Annotated in this window: 13 protein-coding genes and 7 tRNA genes; all 20 read right to left on the reverse strand. The window is 66.6% G+C overall.

Annotated elements, in window-relative coordinates; all coding sequences use genetic code 11:
* Positions 1–2: 2 nt before the first annotated feature.
* The 20 genes from AC3WR5_RS01910 to asd all read right to left on the reverse strand — a co-directional run bounded on the left by AC3WR5_RS01910 (position 3) and on the right by asd (position 16,835).
* Positions 3–78, reverse strand: a tRNA-Glu gene (locus tag AC3WR5_RS01910).
* A 17-nt stretch (positions 79–95) separates the two neighbouring features.
* Positions 96–172 (reverse strand) — tRNA-Asp (locus AC3WR5_RS01915).
* Between the two features lie 92 nt (positions 173–264).
* Positions 265–340: transfer RNA gene (locus tag AC3WR5_RS01920), tRNA-Glu, on the reverse strand.
* A gap of 36 nt (positions 341–376) precedes the next feature.
* Positions 377–452: transfer RNA gene (locus tag AC3WR5_RS01925), tRNA-Ala, on the reverse strand.
* A 71-nt stretch (positions 453–523) separates the two neighbouring features.
* Positions 524–600: transfer RNA gene (locus tag AC3WR5_RS01930), tRNA-Asp, on the reverse strand.
* A 102-nt stretch (positions 601–702) separates the two neighbouring features.
* A tRNA-Glu gene (locus AC3WR5_RS01935) sits at positions 703–778 on the reverse strand.
* A gap of 36 nt (positions 779–814) precedes the next feature.
* Positions 815–890 (reverse strand) — tRNA-Ala (locus tag AC3WR5_RS01940).
* Positions 891–996: 106 nt separating this feature from the next.
* The gene (gene gltX, locus AC3WR5_RS01945; RefSeq protein WP_492481432.1) at positions 997–2,454 is read right to left on the reverse strand and encodes a glutamate--tRNA ligase; all 1,458 of its coding nucleotides are present in this window, start codon (positions 2,452–2,454) and stop codon (positions 997–999) included.
* Positions 2,454–3,713 carry an O-succinylhomoserine sulfhydrylase gene (locus tag AC3WR5_RS01950; RefSeq protein WP_492481434.1) on the reverse strand — a complete coding sequence of 420 codons (1,260 nt, stop codon included), beginning with the start codon at positions 3,711–3,713 and terminating at the stop codon, positions 2,454–2,456. Before AC3WR5_RS01950 ends, gltX begins: the two co-directional genes overlap by 1 nt.
* Complete coding sequence (gene purF, locus AC3WR5_RS01955) at positions 3,713–5,239, reverse strand: amidophosphoribosyltransferase (RefSeq protein ID WP_492481436.1); 1,527 nt, start codon at positions 5,237–5,239, stop codon at positions 3,713–3,715. Before purF ends, AC3WR5_RS01950 begins: the two co-directional genes overlap by 1 nt.
* Positions 5,240–5,335: 96 nt before the next feature.
* On the reverse strand, positions 5,336–5,869 hold the full coding sequence (locus AC3WR5_RS01960) for a CvpA family protein (RefSeq protein WP_492481438.1): 534 nt from the start codon (positions 5,867–5,869) through the stop codon (positions 5,336–5,338).
* Positions 5,866–6,768, reverse strand: coding sequence for an SPOR domain-containing protein (locus AC3WR5_RS01965; RefSeq protein WP_492481440.1), 903 nt, complete (start codon positions 6,766–6,768; stop codon positions 5,866–5,868). Before AC3WR5_RS01965 ends, AC3WR5_RS01960 begins: the two co-directional genes overlap by 4 nt.
* 58 nt (positions 6,769–6,826) lie before the next feature.
* The gene (folC, locus tag AC3WR5_RS01970; protein WP_492481442.1) at positions 6,827–8,104 is read right to left on the reverse strand and encodes a bifunctional tetrahydrofolate synthase/dihydrofolate synthase; all 1,278 of its coding nucleotides are present in this window, start codon (positions 8,102–8,104) and stop codon (positions 6,827–6,829) included.
* A 94-nt stretch (positions 8,105–8,198) separates the two neighbouring features.
* Positions 8,199–9,071, reverse strand: a complete 873-nt coding sequence (gene accD / locus AC3WR5_RS01975; RefSeq protein WP_141288343.1) for an acetyl-CoA carboxylase, carboxyltransferase subunit beta — start codon at positions 9,069–9,071, stop codon at positions 8,199–8,201.
* A 31-nt stretch (positions 9,072–9,102) separates the two neighbouring features.
* Positions 9,103–9,915: a tryptophan synthase subunit alpha gene (trpA, locus tag AC3WR5_RS01980; RefSeq protein ID WP_492481444.1), complete on the reverse strand. Its 813-nt coding sequence runs from the start codon at positions 9,913–9,915 to the stop codon at positions 9,103–9,105.
* Positions 9,912–11,117, reverse strand: a complete 1,206-nt coding sequence (trpB, locus tag AC3WR5_RS01985) for a tryptophan synthase subunit beta (protein ID WP_492481446.1) — start codon at positions 11,115–11,117, stop codon at positions 9,912–9,914. Before trpB ends, trpA begins: the two co-directional genes overlap by 4 nt.
* Before the next feature lie 16 nt (positions 11,118–11,133).
* Positions 11,134–11,772: a phosphoribosylanthranilate isomerase gene (locus AC3WR5_RS01990; protein ID WP_141288346.1), complete on the reverse strand. Its 639-nt coding sequence runs from the start codon at positions 11,770–11,772 to the stop codon at positions 11,134–11,136.
* Positions 11,769–12,584: a tRNA pseudouridine(38-40) synthase TruA gene (gene truA / locus AC3WR5_RS01995; protein ID WP_492482596.1), complete on the reverse strand. Its 816-nt coding sequence runs from the start codon at positions 12,582–12,584 to the stop codon at positions 11,769–11,771. Before truA ends, AC3WR5_RS01990 begins: the two co-directional genes overlap by 4 nt.
* 58 nt (positions 12,585–12,642) lie before the next feature.
* Complete coding sequence (locus AC3WR5_RS02000) at positions 12,643–15,282, reverse strand: motility hub landmark protein FimV (protein WP_492481448.1); 2,640 nt, start codon at positions 15,280–15,282, stop codon at positions 12,643–12,645.
* Between the two features lie 419 nt (positions 15,283–15,701).
* Positions 15,702–16,835 (reverse strand): aspartate-semialdehyde dehydrogenase, encoded by a 1,134-nt coding sequence (gene asd, locus AC3WR5_RS02005; RefSeq protein ID WP_492481450.1) that lies wholly within the window; start codon positions 16,833–16,835, stop codon positions 15,702–15,704.
* Positions 16,836–16,854: the final 19 nt, after the last annotated feature.

A 16,854-nucleotide genomic window follows, 5' to 3' on the forward strand; every position in this document is an offset into this window, starting at 1 on the left:
TCTGGTACGCCCTAGGGGATTCGAACCCCTGTAGCCACCGTGAAAGGGTGGTGTCCTAGGCCTCTAGACGAAGGGCGCCAAGAGACGGAATTCTATGGCGGAGTGGACGGGACTCGAACCCGCGACCCCCGGCGTGACAGGCCGGTATTCTAACCAACTGAACTACCACTCCGCAGTGGTGTTGAATTTTGGAAGGTTCTTTCGAACCATCCCAGGCATTCAACTGCCTGCCAAATCTCGCTGCAGCTTGCACCGCAGTGTATCTGGTACGCCCTAGGGGATTCGAACCCCTGTAGCCACCGTGAAAGGGTGGTGTCCTAGGCCTCTAGACGAAGGGCGCCAAGACTTTCACTTCATTCTCAACCATCGGCTGGGGTGGTGGAGGTAAGCGGGATCGAACCGCTGACCTCTTGCATGCCATGCAAGCGCTCTCCCAGCTGAGCTATACCCCCAAATTCGCCAACCAACGGCAATCGAATGAAAACGCCTGCAGGACTCTCGTCCAGCAGGCGTTGCTGTTCGATGGCGGAGTGGACGGGACTCGAACCCGCGACCCCCGGCGTGACAGGCCGGTATTCTAACCAACTGAACTACCACTCCGCAGTGGTTTTAACCATTTGCTGAACTTCAAGCTGCTCTTGCGAACAACTCCAGGCATCAACTGCCTGCCAGACCCTGCTTCGGCTCTCACCGAAGTGTGTCTGGTACGCCCTAGGGGATTCGAACCCCTGTAGCCACCGTGAAAGGGTGGTGTCCTAGGCCTCTAGACGAAGGGCGCCTTGGATCTTTTTTGCCTCAACGGCGCCACCAAGTTTGGTGGAGGTAAGCGGGATCGAACCGCTGACCTCTTGCATGCCATGCAAGCGCTCTCCCAGCTGAGCTATACCCCCATCTCTGCACCTTCTTCAAGCAAGCCGGGCTTTCGCCCCACCACCTGAATTCAGCCGCTTTGATCGGTTACGCCGTTCAAGCAAGACCAAGAGTATATAGCGAAATTCAAGCGTTTCGCAAGCGTTCGACGACAACTTGACGATCGAACAGCGAAAGGACCGCGTCGACCGACGGCGTCTGGGCCCGGCCACAGACCAGCACCCGCACCGGAATGGCCAGTTGCGGCATCTTCAGGCCTTGCTCGCCAATGGTCTCCTTGATCGCCTGCTGGATGCTCGCCTTGTCCCACTCGGCCAGCGCTTCCAGGCGCGTGGCGAGCGCTGACAGGGCCGGCCGCACCGCGTCGGTCACATGCTGCGCCAGCTCGGCTTCTACCGGCTGCACCGGCGCGAAGTACATCGCCAGCCAGTCGGCCAGCTCGACCGTGGTGCTGCAACGGTCCTTGAACAACGCGCACATCGCCGCGGTCACGCCATGCTGGCTGCCAGGGCTGGACTCCAGCACCGCAATGCCGCGGCGGCGCAGTTGTGCCGCCGCCATCTCGGCCAGGCGCAGGTCGTCGGTCTGCTTGATGTACTGGGCATTGACCCATGCCAGCTTGGCCGGGTCCCATTGCGCCGGGCTCCTGGACAGGTGCTGGCCATCGAACCATTCCACCAGTTGCTCGCGGCTGAACAGCTCGTCGTCACCATGGCTCCAGCCCAGGCGGGCCAGGTAGTTCAGCATCGCCTCGGGCAGGTAGCCGTTTTCCTCGTAGGCCGTGACGCTGACCGCGCCGCGGCGCTTGGACAGCTTCAGGCCGTCGTCGCCCAGGATCACCGGCACATGGCCGAACTGCGGCAGCGGCGCGCCCAGCGCGTTGAAGATGTTGATCTGCCAGGGCGTGTTGTTGACGTGCTCGTCGCCGCGGAAGACATGGGTGATGCCCATGTCCCAGTCATCGACCACGACCGCGAAGTTGTAGGTCGGCACGCCCGGCGTGCCGGGGGGCGCGTCGTCGGCCGGCGGGCGCTGGATGATGAGGTCGTCGATCTCGCGGTTGGCGATGGTGATCGTGCCCTTGACCAGGTCGTGCCAGCTGACCTCGCCATCCTGCGGATTGGCAAAGCGCACCACCGGCTTCACGCCGGCCGGCACTTCCGGCAGCGTCTTGCCCGGCGCCGGGCGCCAGCGGCCGTCGTAGCCGGTCTTCTCGCCACGGGCCTTCTGGGCCTCGCGCAGCGCGTCCAGCTCTTCAGGCGTGCTGTAGCAGTAGTAGGCGGTGCCAGCAGCCAGCATCTGTTCGATCACCGACTGGTAGCGCGCCAGGCGCTGCATCTGATAGATCGGGCCTTCGTCGTAGCCCAGGCCCAGCCAGTCCATCGAAGCGATGATCTGTTCGACCGAGGCCTGGGTGGAGCGGGCCACGTCGGTGTCTTCGATGCGCAGCACGAAGTCGCCATCGAAATGGCGCGCGTAGGCCCAGGAGAACAGCGCGGTGCGCGCCGTGCCCAGGTGCAGGAAGCCGGTGGGCGACGGCGCGATGCGCGTGCGCACCCGCTTGGATGGTTGTGCTTGGCTCATCAGTGGTTCAGTGTGGACAGGCCACGCAGCAGATCGTCGGTGATGTCGTCGGGGTGTTCCAGGCCCACGGCCAGCCGGATCAGGCCTTGGCCGATGCCTGCAGCCTGGCGCTGGGCCTCGCTGAGCCGGCCGTGCGAGGTCGTCGCCGGGTGGGTGATGATGGACTTCGTGTCGCCGAGGTTGGTGGCGATGCTGAGCACCCGGGTGCTGTCGATCACATGGAAGACCGCGGCCTTGGCGGCTTCAGGCGTGTCAGCCCGCAGCTCGAATGACACCACGGCCCCCCCCTGCCCGTCCTTGTGCTGGCGCATCGCCAACTCGTGCTGCGGATGCGAGGCCAGGCCGGGATAGAACACGCGCGCCACCTCGGGCCGGCTCTCCAGCCACCGGGCGACCTTCAGCGCGTTTTCGCTGTGGGCCTTCATGCGGATGCCCAGCGTCTCCAGCCCCTTCAGCACCACCCAGGCATTGAAGGGCGACAGCGTCATGCCGGCGGTGCGCATGACCGGGCCGAAGACATCCTTGATCAGCTTTTCCGAACCGCACAAGGAACCGGCCATCACGCGGCCCTGGCCATCCAGGTACTTGGTGCCGGAGTGCATCACCACGTCGGCCCCCAGCCTGGCGGGCTGCTGGATGGCCGGCGAGCAGAAGCTGTTGTCGACGGCCAGCAGCGCGCTGGCGCCATGCGCCAGCTCGGCCAGCGCGGCAATGTCGCAGACCTCGGTCAGCGGGTTGGTCGGCGTCTCGGCAAAGAACAGCTTCGTGTTGGGCCTGATCGCCGCGCGCCATTCGGCGAGGTCGGTCTGCGAGACAAAGCTGGTCTCCACGCCGAACTTGCCGAATTCCTTGGCGAACAGGTTGATCGTCGAGCCGAACACCGAACGCGAGCAGACCACATGATCGCCCGCCTTCAGCAGGCCCATGATCAGCAGCAGGATCGCGCTCATGCCCGTCGACGTGGCCACCCCGGCTTCGGTGCCTTCCATCGCCGCGAGGCGGGCCTCGAAGCTGCGCACCGTGGGGTTGCTGGTGCGGGAGTAGGTGAAGTCTTCGGAGGCCGCGAAGCGGCGGGCCGAGGTTTCGGCGTCGGGCTGCAGGTAGCCGCTGGTCAGGAACAGCGCCTCGGAATTTTCACCGTGCTGGCTGGGTGCCAGCGCGGCGCGCACGGCCAGCGTCTCGGGGCGCAAGCCCTCGGGCAGCCTGGCACGCGCGATGCGGCGCTCCTCGTCGCTGACGTGGGTCTTGTCGCTGCTCATCAGCCCGCCTCGCTGCCGCTTTGCAGCGCCAGGCGGCTGCGGTCTGCCATCTCTTCTTCGTCGCCACCTTGCGCGGCGCGCTGGGCCTTCATGGTCTCGAAATCCTTCACCGAGACGTCGCCGGTGATGTAGTGGCCGTCGAAGCACGAGGCCTCGAAGCTGCGCACCAACGGGTTCAACGCGCCGACCACGCGCTTCATCGCGTCAACGTCCTGGTAGATCAGCGCATCGGCGCCGATGAACTGGCGGATTTCCTCGATGCTGCGGTTGTGCGCGATCAGCTCTTCCTTGGTCGGCATGTCGATGCCGTACACGTTCGGGTAGCGCACCGGCGGCGCGGCCGAGGCCATGTAGACCTTGTTTGCGCCCGCTTCACGCGCCATCTGCACGATTTCCTTGCTTGTCGTGCCGCGCACGATGGAGTCATCCACCAGCAGCACGTTGCGGCCCTTGAACTCGACACCAATGGCATTGAGCTTCTGGCGCACGCTCTTCTTGCGCACGCCCTGCCCCGGCATGATGAAGGTGCGGCCGACGTAGCGGTTCTTCACGAAACCCTCGCGGTACGGCTTGCCGATCTTCTGCGCCAGCTGCATCGCGCTCGGGCGGCTGGATTCGGGGATCGGGATCACGACGTCGATATCGCTGGGCGGCATGGTCGAGATCAGGCGCTGGGCCAGCGTCTCGCCCATGTTCAGGCGTGCCTGGTAGACCGAGATGCCGTCGATCACCGAGTCCGGCCGGGCCAGGTAGACGTACTCGAACATGCACGGATTGAGCGTCGCGGAAGGCGCGCACTGTTCGCTGTGGATGCGGCCTTCGGTGTCGATGAAGATGGCTTCACCGGGCGCCACGTCGCGCTGGAACTTGTGGCCGGTGCCTTCCAGCGCAACCGATTCGCTGGCCACCATCACGCCAGCCGTCTCTTCGCCTTCTGCCGTGCCAAAGCACAGCGGGCGAATGCCGTACGGGTCACGGAACGCCAGCAGCCCGTAGCCGGCGATCAGCGCGACAACGGCGTAGGAGCCCTTGATGCGGCCGTGCACCGCGCGCACGGCCTTGAAGACCTCGTCCGGCGACAGCGGCAGGTTGCGCGCGGCAACTTCCAGCTCATGCGCCAGGATGTTGATCAGCACCTCGGTGTCGCTCTCGGTGTTGATGTGGCGCCGGTCGATCGCGAACAGTTCCTTCTTCAGGTCGTGCGCGTTGGTCAGGTTGCCGTTGTGCACCAGCACGATGCCGAAGGGCGCATTCACGTAGAAGGGCTGCGCCTCTTCTTCGCTGTAGGCGTTGCCGGCCGTCGGGTAGCGCACCTGGCCCAGGCCCACGGTGCCGGGCAGCGCGCGCATGTTGCGGGTGCGGAAGACGTCGCGCACCATGCCGCGGGCCTTGTGCATGAAGCACTTGGTGCCTTGCATGGTGACGATGCCAGCTGCATCCTGGCCGCGGTGCTGCAGCAGCAGCAGCGCGTCATAGATGAGTTGGTTGACCGGCTGTTTGGAAATCACGCCGACGATGCCGCACATGGGAGGGGTCCGTTCTCGAAAGGTCGAAAAGATCGAAAGAAGTCGAAATTGTCTGTCACCGGGTAAACCCGGCATCTGGAGGCGGCTACTGCGGGATCAAGCGCCACGCACCGGAATGCTGGCACTGAAGCGCTCCGGCAGCCAAGGACGCAATTCATGCTGCAGGCTGGCCAGCCAACGGGCGCCCTGTGAAGCCTGCCACCAATCGGCCCGCGCCAACGGCGTCCAGCTGACCACCGTGGCCAGCACCAGCAGCAGCAAAAGCCCACGCGCCACCCCAAAAACACCGCCCAGCAACCGGTCCAGCCCGCTCAGCGGCGTGGCCGCCACCAGCGCCCGCACCAGCCTGGCCGCCAGGCCGCAAGCCAGCAAGGTCACCGCAAAAGCCACCACAAAACCCACGCCGGTGCGCAACATCGAGCCTGGCTGGCCGATGTTCAGCCACTGCCCGACCAGCGGACCGCCATGCAAGCCAACGATCCACGCCAGCACCCAGCCGCCCAGCGACATCACCTCGAACACCAGCCCGCGCCAAAGCCCGAGCAGCACCGAGATCAGCAGCAAGCCCAGCAACCCCCAGTCCAGCACGGACAGGCCGCCCAGGTCGGCTGCCAGCACACCAGTGTTCAAAGCGTCAGCACCGCGGCTGGCAGGCCGCTGGCCTTGATGCGCGCCGCTGCCTTGTCGGCCTCGGCCTTGGTGGCGTACGGCCCGACCCGCACGCGGATGCGCCGACCGGTGGCCGATTCGATCACCTGGGTGTAGGTCTTCAAGCCCAGGCCTTCGACCTTGCCACGCGCCTCGCGGGCGCTGCCGGCTTCGGCAAAAGCGCCGATCTGCACGACAAAGCGGCCATCATCGGCCACGGTGGACTTGCCAGCCAGGATCTGCTCGGGCGTCGGCTTCTCGGCCGCCGGTTTTTCGGCAGGCTTGACCGCCACCGGCTTGGGCTCCGGCGGCTTCTCGGCCACACGCTCCGCGGGTTTCTCGGCCGGCTTTGAAGCAGGCTTGGCGGCCGGCGGGCTGGATGGCGCGGCGGCGACGGCCTGGGACGGCTGCGGCGGCTTGGGCACGAGCTGCGGCCGGCTCGGCGCCGTTTCGGTGATCATCGGAAGCGGCGCCGGCCTGGGCACCGGCGCGGCCACGCTGGCCGGAGAAGACGGCTCGCTGGCCTGCGGTGTGGCGTCGGCCGCATTGGCTTGCAGGCTGCCAGCCGGCGCCTCTTCTGGCGGCGGTTGCAGCGCAGGATCGGGCCTGGCCTGGCGCGCACCGCTGGGCAGCAGCGGCGGCACGGTGTCGCGCGCGGGGATTTCGATGGGGATGTCGACCGGGATCGGCCGGGGCTGGGTCTCGAACAGCAGTGGGAAGCCGATGATGCCGATGACCAGCAGCATTGCCGCGCCAATCAGGCGCCGACGCGCCCGGTTGCGCACCTCACGCACCAACTCGGCGGGGTCGACTGCGGCCGAAGGGCTTGCCTTGGCCGCTGTCTTGGAAGAACCGAACTTGAACTTGGACAGCAAACCCATGCGTGATGACCGGGCAGGCGGCAGGCTGGAAGGATAGGGCCCGCTTGCCTGGCCTCGCTCACGCCTGGTGAGGCGCGCCCAGCCGAGGCAGACCATCCTTCAGCACGCCGCCCACGGTTTGAAACGAGCCGAAGACCACGATTCTATCAGCCGGGTCTGCGCCAGCCAGGGCTGCCGCCAGCGCGGCCTTGGGGCTGGCGTGCTGCTGCAACTGCGCTTTCGGTGCCACACGCGCCACCACCTCGGCCAGCTCGGCAGCCTTGGCGCCGCGCGCCACCGGCAGGTCGCACAGGTACCAGTTGTCGACCAGCGTGGCCATGCGTGCGACCAGCGCGTCCAGGTCCTTGTCATGCATGGCACCCAGCACCGCATGGGTGCAGGGCGAAAAGCCCATCTGGTCCAGGTTCAGCGCCAGCGCGGCGACCGATTGCGCGTTGTGCGCCACGTCCAGCACCAGCGTGGGCTGGCCCGGCACGATCTGGAAGCGGCCCGGCAGTTCAACCGTGGCCAGGCCCAGCCGCACCGCCTGCGCGGTGATGGGCACGCGATCACGCAGAGACTCCAGCGCCGCCAATGCACCTGCGGCATTCAGCAACTGGTTCGCGCCGCGCAGCGCCGGGTACGCCAGGCTGTGATACCGCCGGCCACGACCGCTCCAGGCCCATTGCTGGCGGTCACCGGACTGGTTGAAGTCACGCCCCGCCAGCCACAGGTCGGCGCCCAGGGCTTCGGCGGCAGCGATGACGCTGGCCGGCGGCACTGGATCGGACACGATGGCCGGACGCCCAGCGCGCAGGATGCCGGCCTTCTCCCGGCCAATGCTCTCGCGGTCCGGGCCCAGGTATTCGACATGGTCGATGTCGATGCTGGTGATGACCGCGCAGTCGGCGTCAAACGCGTTGACCGCGTCCAGCCGGCCGCCCAGGCCCACCTCCAGGATCACCAGGTCCAGGTCGGCTTCGGCCAGCGCGCGGGCGATTGCCAGCGTGGTGAACTCGAAGTAGGTCAGCGAGATGTCACCCCGCGCGGCCTCTACCGCCTCGAAGTGCGGCACCAGCGTGGCGCCATCCACCTGCTCGCCATTGATGCGGCAGCGCTCCTCGAAGTGCACCAGGTGCGGCTTGCTGTACAGGCCGACGCGGTAGCCGGCGGCGCGGGCAATGCTGTCCAGCATCGTGCAGGTCGAGCCCTTGCCATTGGTGCCGGCGACCGAGATCAGCGGCACCTTGAATTGCAGGCCCAGGCGCTCGCGCACGGTGCGCGTGCGCTCCAGCGTCATGTCGATCGTCTTGGGATGCAGGCGCTCGCAGTGCGCCAGCCAGTCGTCCAGGTTCATGAAGCGAAGTGCCGATGAAAACGCCCCGGCGCGCCTGATGGCGGGCCGGGGCGAAGGAGAGAAAGGGAAAAGCTGGGTCGGTCTCGAAGCCGGGTCAGGCCACTGCGTCAGCGTTCTGGCGTTGCAGCATCGCCAGTTGGTGGGCGATGGTCTGGCGCAACTGGCGACGGTCGACGATCATGTCCACCGCACCCTTTTGCATCAGGAACTCGGCGCGCTGGAAGCCTTCGGGCAGCTTTTCACGCACGGTGTTCTCGATCACGCGCGGGCCGGCAAAGCCGATCAGCGCCTTGGGCTCGGCAATCACCACGTCGCCCACAAAGGCGAAGCTGGCGGAGACGCCGCCCATGGTCGGGTCGGTCAGCACGCTGATGTAGGGCAGCTTGGCTTTGGCCAGCCGCGTCAGCGAAGCATTGGTCTTGGCCATCTGCAGCAGGCTGAACAAGCCTTCCTGCATGCGCGCGCCGCCGGTGGCCGTGTAGCTGATGAACGGCACCTTCTGCTCGATGGCGGTTTCGACGCCGCGCACAAAACGCTCGCCGACGACCGAGCCCATCGAGCCGCCCATGAAGTCGAACTCGAAGCACGCGACCACCGCCGGCACACTCATCACCGAGCCGCCCATGACGATCAGCGCATCGGTCTCGCCGGTGGCTTCCATCGCGGCCTTGAGCCGCTCAGGGTACTTCTTGCTGTCCTTGAACTTCAGCGCGTCGACCGGCAGCACTTCGTGGCCAATCTCGTAGCGACCTTCGGCGTCCAGGAAAGCATCCAGCCGGGCACGGGCACCAATGCGGTGATGGTGGCTGCACTTGGGGCAGACGTTCAGGTTCTGCTCCAGGTCGGTCTTGTACAGCACCGACTCGCAGGAGGGGCATTTGATCCACAGGCCTTCTGGAACCGAGCGGCGCTCGCTCGGGTCGGTGTGCTGGATTTTCGGGGGCAGCAGTTTCTCAAGCCAGCTCATGGATCAAAGCTCCTCAACATTCAATGTGACTTTATAGCGCATCCAGCGCATGGCGGATCTCCGCCATGAACTGCCGAGCCGTGGGTGCAAGCAAGTCGTGCGCCTGGGTTTCGAGCAGCTGGATCAGGCGAGAGCCTATCACCACGCCGTCTGCCACCCTCCCCACGGCCTGCGCAGAGGCCGCGTCGCGGATGCCAAAACCCACGCCCACCGGCACTTTGACGTGCTGGCGGATGCGCGGCACCACCTCGGCGACCGCAGCCACGTTCAGATTGCCGGACCCGGTCACACCTTTCAGCGAGACGTAGTAGACATAGCCGGTGGCAATGCGGCCGACCTGCGCCATGCGCGCCTCGGTGGACGTGGGCGCCAGCAGGAAGATCAGGTCCAGGCCGTGCGACTTCAGCAGCGCGGCAAAGTCCTCGCACTCTTCCGGCGGGTAGTCGACGATCAACACGCCGTCCACACCGGCCTCGGCCGCGTCCTTCACGAAGGCCTGCGAGCCGTGCTTCTGGTCGTAGCGCTCGACCGGGTTCGCATAGCCCATCAGCACCACCGGCGTGTGCTGGTTGCGGATGCGGAAAGCCCGCACCATCGCCAGCACCTGGACCGTGCCGATGCCACGCGCCAGCGCGCGCTCGGAGGCTTTCTGGATCACCGGACCGTCGGCCATCGGGTCGGAAAACGGCACGCCGAGCTCGATCACGTCGGCACCGCCTTCGGCCAGCGCCAGCATGATCTCGACGGTGGCGTCCGCCGCCGGGTCGCCCGCTGTCACGTAGGGAATCAAGGCCTTGCGACCGTCACGCTTCAGCGCGTCAAAGGTGGCTGCAATGCGGCTCATGACAGGCCCTCCATCCCGGCCAGGCTGGCGACGGTGTTGATGTCCTTGTCGCCCCGGCCGGAGAGGTTCACCAGCAGGTTCTGATCAGGGCGCATGGTTGCCGCCAGCTTCATCGCGTAGGCCACCGCATGCGACGACTCCAGCGCCGGGATGATGCCTTCGGTGCGGCACAGGCGGTGGAAGGCGGCGAGCGCTTCTTCGTCGGTGATGCCGACATATTCGGCGCGGCCGATGTCGTGCAGCCAGGCATGCTCGGGGCCCACGCCAGGGTAGTCCAGCCCGGCCGAGACCGAGTGGGTCTCGATGATCTGGCCGTTGTCGTCCTGCAGCAGGTAGGTGCGGTTGCCGTGCAGCACGCCGGGCGAACCGGCCGAGATGCTGGCGGCATGCTTGCCACTGTCCAGCCCCAGGCCGGCGGCCTCGACACCGATCAGGCGCACGCCCTCGTGCGGGATGTACGGGTAGAAGATGCCCATCGCATTGCTGCCGCCACCCACGCAGGCGATCACCGCGTCCGGCTGGCGGCCGGCCATCTCGGGCATCTGCACCAGGCATTCATCGCCGATCACCCGCTGAAAGTCGCGCACCATCGCCGGGTAAGGCGCCGGGCCGGCCACGGTGCCGATGATGTAGAAGGTGTTCTCGACGTTGGTGACCCAGTCGCGCAGCGCTTCGTTGAGGGCATCCTTCAGCGTCTTGCTGCCGGACTCGACCGGCACGACCTTGGCGCCCAACAGGTGCATGCGGAACACGTTCGGGCTTTGCCGCTTGACGTCTTCCGAGCCCATGTAGACCACGCACTCCATGCCGTAGCGGGCGCAGATCGTGGCGGTGGCCACGCCATGCTGGCCAGCACCGGTCTCGGCAATGACGCGCGGCTTGCCCATGCGCCGGGCCAGCAAGGCCTGGCCGATGGTGTTGTTGATCTTGTGCGCGCCGGTGTGGTTCAGGTCTTCGCGCTTGAGGAAAATCTGCGCGCCGCCGATCTCGCGCGACATGCGGGCGGCGTGGTAGATCGGGCTGGGCCGGCCGACGAAATGGGCCAGCTCGCTGTTGAATTCGGCGATGAATTCAGGATCGTGGCGATAGTGCTCGTAGGCGGCCTGCAGTTCGTCGAGCGCGTGCACCAGCGTCTCGGAAACAAACCGCCCACCATAGGGGCCGAAATGGCCAGCCGCATCGGGCTGTTGATAGGCAAACATGGAAAAACCTTTGGGATCAGGAGATCGCGTCGGCCATGCGGGCATCAGCCTCGCGCACAGCCTCGCAGAACCGGTGCATCAGCGCGGCATCCTTGATGCCTTTGGCTGCTTCCACACCGGAGCTGACGTCAACGGCCCAGGGCCGGACGTGCAAGATCCCATCGATCACGTTTGCAGGATTCAACCCACCAGACAAAACGAGCGGACGGGGCACGTTTGCGGGAATGAGCGACCAATCAAATGCCTTTCCACCGCCCCCGTAGCCCTCGACGTGGGCGTCGAGCAGCAAGGCCGCAGCCTGCGGGTGGCGAGCTGCGAAGTCTAGCAAATCGAAACCGGGTGCCATGCGCGCGGCGCGCAGGAAGGGACGCCCGAAACTGGCGCAGTCATCCGCCAGCTCGTCGCCATGGAACTGCAGCAGCGCCATCGGCACCTCTTCCAGCCCCGCCCTCACCTCCTGGGCGCTGGCGTTGACGAACAACAGCACCGGGGTGACAAAAGGCGGCAGCCGCCGCGCCAGTTCGCCGGCCCGAGCGGCGGTGACGGCACGCGGGCTCTTTGCATACAGCACCAGGCCAACAGCATCGGCACCGGCCGCCACCGCGTCGTCGACGTCGGCTTCGCGGGTCAGGCCGCAGATCTTGATTCGGGTCATGGCAACCAGTCCATCGCGTGCGTGTGGTTCGGCAACTGCAGGTCGGCATCGTAGACCGGGCCGACGAAATACAGCCCTTGCGGCGCGAAGGTCGGCGCGGCGGCGTCGCGTGAGCGCGCGGCCAGCACCTCGTCCATCCACCCAGGCGCGCGTGAGCCAGTGCCGATGGCGATCAGGCAACCCATGATGTTGCGCACCATGTGGTGCAGGAAGGCCGAGGCCTCGAAGTCAAAGCGCCAGTAGGCGCCTCGGCGGCTGATGTCGATCTGCCGCATCAGCTTGATCGGCGACAAGGCCTGGCATTCGGACGAGCGGAACGAGCTGAAGTCGTGCTCCCCCAGCAGACGGGCCGCCGCGTCGCGCATCGCGTCACCATCCAGCGGACGGAAGATCCAGCCGCAGCCGCCCTGCTCGATGGCCGGCCGCACGGCCGACTCCAGCAACAGGTAGCGATAGCGCCTGCCGCGCGCGCTGTTGCGGGCATGGAATTTGGCCGGTACCGGCCGGGCCCATTGCACGGAAATGTCAGGCGGCAGGTAGCGGTTGGTGCCGCGCACCCACGAGAACAGCTCGCGCTGCAGCGGGGTGTCGAAGTGCACGACCTGGTTCAGGCCGTGCACGCCGGTGTCGGTGCGGCCGGCGCACAACGTGGTCACGGGCTGCGCGGCGAACTTGGCCAGCGCCGTCTCCAGCTTGTCCTGCACCGTGCGGCCACTGGGCTGGCTTTGCCAGCCGTGGTAGGCATCGCCACGGTAGGCAATGCCAAGGGCCATGCGCTGCGAGGGAGCCTCGTCCAGCGCAGGCGGCAACATCGCCGCCGTCGCCAGGCTGGCGGGCGGCGAGTCGGCCGCCTCACCAGCCGGCACGCTGTCAGCCAAGCTCATCCAGCATGGACTGGGCGCGGGCGCGCAATGCAGCACTGCCCTTGCTCAGCACTTCTTCGAGCAGGTCGCGTGCGCCTTCAACGTCGCCGATGCGGCGGAACTCATCGGCCAGCTCGATCTTGCGCTGCAGCGGGTCACCATCTTCCGGCTCCAGATCGAACGACATCGACGGCGTCGTGTCGCCGGATTCGGTCTCGGGCTCGAGGTCGGCGCTGAGGTCGGCCGAAGTGCCTGAGGCCGTCGTCGGCTCGTTCAGGTCCAGGGACAGGTCGCCGAAATCGAACTCCACCGAGCCGGAGTCAGGTGCCGGCGCAGCAGGTGGCGCGGGCGGCTGCAGGTCCGACAGGTCGGGCAGCGGTTCCATGCCGGTGGGCAGCACTTCGGGCATGTCCAAAGCGTCAAGCTTGCCGCCCAGTTCGTCCTGCAGCGGTGGCAGCTCGGTGACATTGCCGCCCACGGTCGTCAGCGGACGGGTGCTCTCCAGGCCGGTCAGCGAGGAAGCCGCGTCCAGGTCAATGTCCAGGTCGTAGGTCGAAACCCGGCCGTCCGGCGTCAGCGCGTCCGGATGTGGCGGCAGTTCGTCGAACGCAGGCAGCGGCTCTGGCGCGGCGTAGACCGGCGCCGGTGCGACTGGCGGCTGGTAAGGCGCAGGGGCCGGGTCTTCACGCAGGTCCGGTGGTGCATCGGACGAGGTGTCGATGTCGACCTCGTCAATCGGGCCAGACGGCTGGTAGAGCGCGTTGTTCGGGTCGATAGAGCGGCCCAGCTCCTGCGCCTTCTCCCAGTCCTCTCCCAGGCCGCCGGTCATTTCCAGCAGCTGGCGGGCCTGGATCTCGAAGCTCTTGGCGTCAGCGCGCTTGGCGTAGACCTCCAGCATCTTGCTGCGGATGGCCACGCGTCCTGGGTCGGTGCGCAGCGCTTCCTTGAGGATTTCCTCGGCCTGCAGGTCGCGGCCATAGGCCAGGTAGACATCGGCCTCGGCGACCGGGTCCACGTCGCCGATGGCGTCCAGCTGGCTCAGCGAGTAGCTCAACGAAGAGGACGAGGAACTGGTGCCGTCGCGGGTGTCCACGCGCTGGCCGCCGCTGGCGCCGAAGAACGAATCGGGCTGCAGCTTGCTTTCGACAAACGAGGTCTCGCTGCCCTGGTCACTATTGCGGCGGCGCAGGCGCATCACGCCAAGGCCGGCCAGCAAAGCCACCAGGCCGACAGCACCTGGCAGCACAAAGGGATTGCCGGTCAGCGACTCGAAGAAACTGGGCTCGGCCTCCGGCACCGGGGCTGGCAGGGGCCTGGGCCGGGGCTTGGGCACCGAAGCCGGCAGCACCGGCTCGCTGGCAGCAGCGCTCGCCGCTGGCGTGGCGATGCTGGCGGCCGGCGCAGGAGTCGAGGCCACCACGGGCGCCGGAACCGGCACCGGCGGCGCGACGACCGCTGCCGGCGCTGGTGCGGGTGGTATCGGGGCCGATGCGCGCACCGCAGGCGCGGTGGCCGGCGCCACAACCGGGGCCGGCGCAGGCGCGGCAGCCACAGGCACCTTGACACCCAGCTGCGGCGCACTGGCCGCCGCAGGCGCCGTGGCAGCCTTGTTGCCGGAAAGCTTCTTCAGCTCCTCGACATTGCGCGACAGCTCGGCCACGCGGGTGTCGGCAGCCTTGCGCTCGCTTTCCTTGGAAATCTTGCTTTCGGTCTCGCCGGTCTTGCCGCGCGAGAGCTTCAGCTGGTCGGGCGCGGTGGCGGGGCCGCCAGGCTTGCGGTCTTGCACCGCGGCCTCGACCTTGCCACTGGCCTGGCGGGCCGATTCAGTCGTCTTGACCGCAGGCGCGCCTTCGGCGAGGCGCTGGCGGAAGGCCGAGAAGTCGGCGCTGTGGGCCTGGATGACCTGGTGCGCTTCGTCGGCACCAATGCTGCCGGCGCTCTGCGCGTCAGGCACATTCAGCACCACGCCGGCCTTCAGCCGGTTCATGTTGTTGCCAAGGAAGGCCTGCGGATTGCCGCGGTACAGCCCGACCAGCATCTGGTCCAGCGACACGCCTTGGCGCGCATTGGCATTGGCGATGGACGACAAGGTGTCGCCGCTGCGCACCTTCACGCTGTCGCCTGAGGCAGAGGAAGGCGTGGCAGGCTGGCTGGCCACCGGACGCGGCGCAGTTGCCGGGGCCTGTGCGGGCGCCGGGCGCGGCGGGGTGTAGGGCGCGGTGGCAATGGGCGGCGGGGCCACCGGTGCGGGAGCCGGCGTGGGCGCAATCGGTGCGGCCGAGATCGCCGGCGCGGCATTCACAGGCGCGGACTGCGTGCCGGCGCTGCTGCGTGTGGTCGGTGGGTCGATCAACAGCGTGTACGAACGCTGCAGCCGGCCGCCATTCCACGAGAAGTCGAGGATGACGTCGACAAAGGGCTCGGACACCGCCCGCTCGCCAACCAGGCGGATGATCGGGCGACCGTCCGAACGCCGTTGCAGCGTGGCCTGGGCGCCGATCAGCACCGCGTTGTAGTCGACACCGGCTGCGCGGAACGCATCACCTGAAGCGACGCTGCTGCGCAGCGAGGCGGCTTCGTCGGCCGTCAGGCCGGTGATCTCGATTTCGGCCCGCAGCGATTCGCCCAGCGCGCTTTGAACCGTCATCCGGCCCAAGCTGAACGCAGACGCGATCGGATGACAAGCCAGCAGCGCCGCCGCCGCAACAGCACTGAGCAGAGGGCCACGGGCCAGGAATGAGGGGTTCTTCAAAGCGTCTCCGAAAACGCAATCCGCGAGCCTGGGCAACTCAGGCTGCACGCCAACGACAAAACTCCCTGCAGGATATCCCCAAACAAGTGGGGAACTTCTGGCAGGAAAGCGGCACTGTATCAAGCATATAGCTTGCCAAGCTCATCCAAATCCTGACGTTGCCGCGAATGCGCTGAATAGCGCAAACCGCTGCACTTGCCTGTTGCCAAGTGGCAACGGGAGCAGGTTTGCGCGCGCCGGAGCGTGTAACAAGTCACGTTTGAAGCCCTGTTGTGGCATGCGAGGCAGACCTGGGCACCCTGCCCAGGCAGGCCTCAAGCGCCCAGCAGGATGCGCAGCATGCGCCGCAGTGGCTCGGCCGCACCCCAGAGCAATTGGTCACCAATTGTGAAAGCGCCCAAATATTCGGGGCCCATCGCCAACTTGCGCACACGGCCGACAGGAATCGTCATCGTGCCGGTGACAGCCACCGGCGTCAGGTCATGAATGGTCGCTTCGCGGGTGTTGGGCACGAACTTCACCCAGTCGTTGTCCGCCGCGATCATGGCCTCAATGTCGGCCAATGGCACGTCTCTCTTCAGCTTGACGGTCAGTGCCTGGCTGTGGCAGCGCATCGCACCGACGCGCACGCAGAAGCCGTCCACCGGCACGGCGGGCGAGCCGAAACCCTCACCTTGGCCGAGGATCTTGTTGGTTTCGGCCATGCCCTTCCACTCTTCCTTGGACATGCCATTGCCAAGGTCCTTGTCGATCCAGGGGATCAGCGAACCACCCAGCGGCACGCCGAAATTGGCGGTCTCGGCCTCGGTCAGGCTGCGCTGCTTGGCGATGACCTTGCGGTCGATCTCCAGGATCGCGCTCTTCGGATCGTCCAGCAGCGCCTTCACTTCAGCGTTCAGCGTGCCGTACTGCGTCAGCAGTTCACGCATGTGCTGCGCGCCGCCGCCGGAGGCCGCCTGATAGGTCTGGGTGCTCATCCACTCAACCAGGCCGGCCTTGTACAGCGCCCCCACGCCCATCAGCATGCAGCTGACGGTGCAGTTGCCGCCAATCCAGTTCTTGCCGCCATCGCTCAGCGCGTTCTTGATCACCGGCATGTTGACCGGGTCCAGCACGATGACGGCGTCGTCCTTCATGCGCAACGTGGAGGCGGCGTCGATCCAGTGGCCGTTCCAGCCTGCGGCACGCAGCTTGGGGAAGACTTCGGTGGTGTAGTCGCCACCTTGCGCGGTGATGATGATCGCGCAGCGCTTGAGCGCCTCGATGTCGAACGCGTCCTGCAGCCTGGTTTCGTTCTTCGCCATCGCCGGGGCGGCGCCGCCGGCGTTGGAAGTGGAGAAGAACAGCGGTTCGATCAGGTCGAAGTCGCCTTCGGCCTGCATGCGGTCCATCAGGACCGAGCCGACCATGCCGCGCCAGCCGACCAGTCCTACGAGTGCTTGTGCCATGTCAGTTCGCCTTTGCCTT

Source organism: Ideonella sp. FW305-24 (assembly GCF_058788035.1).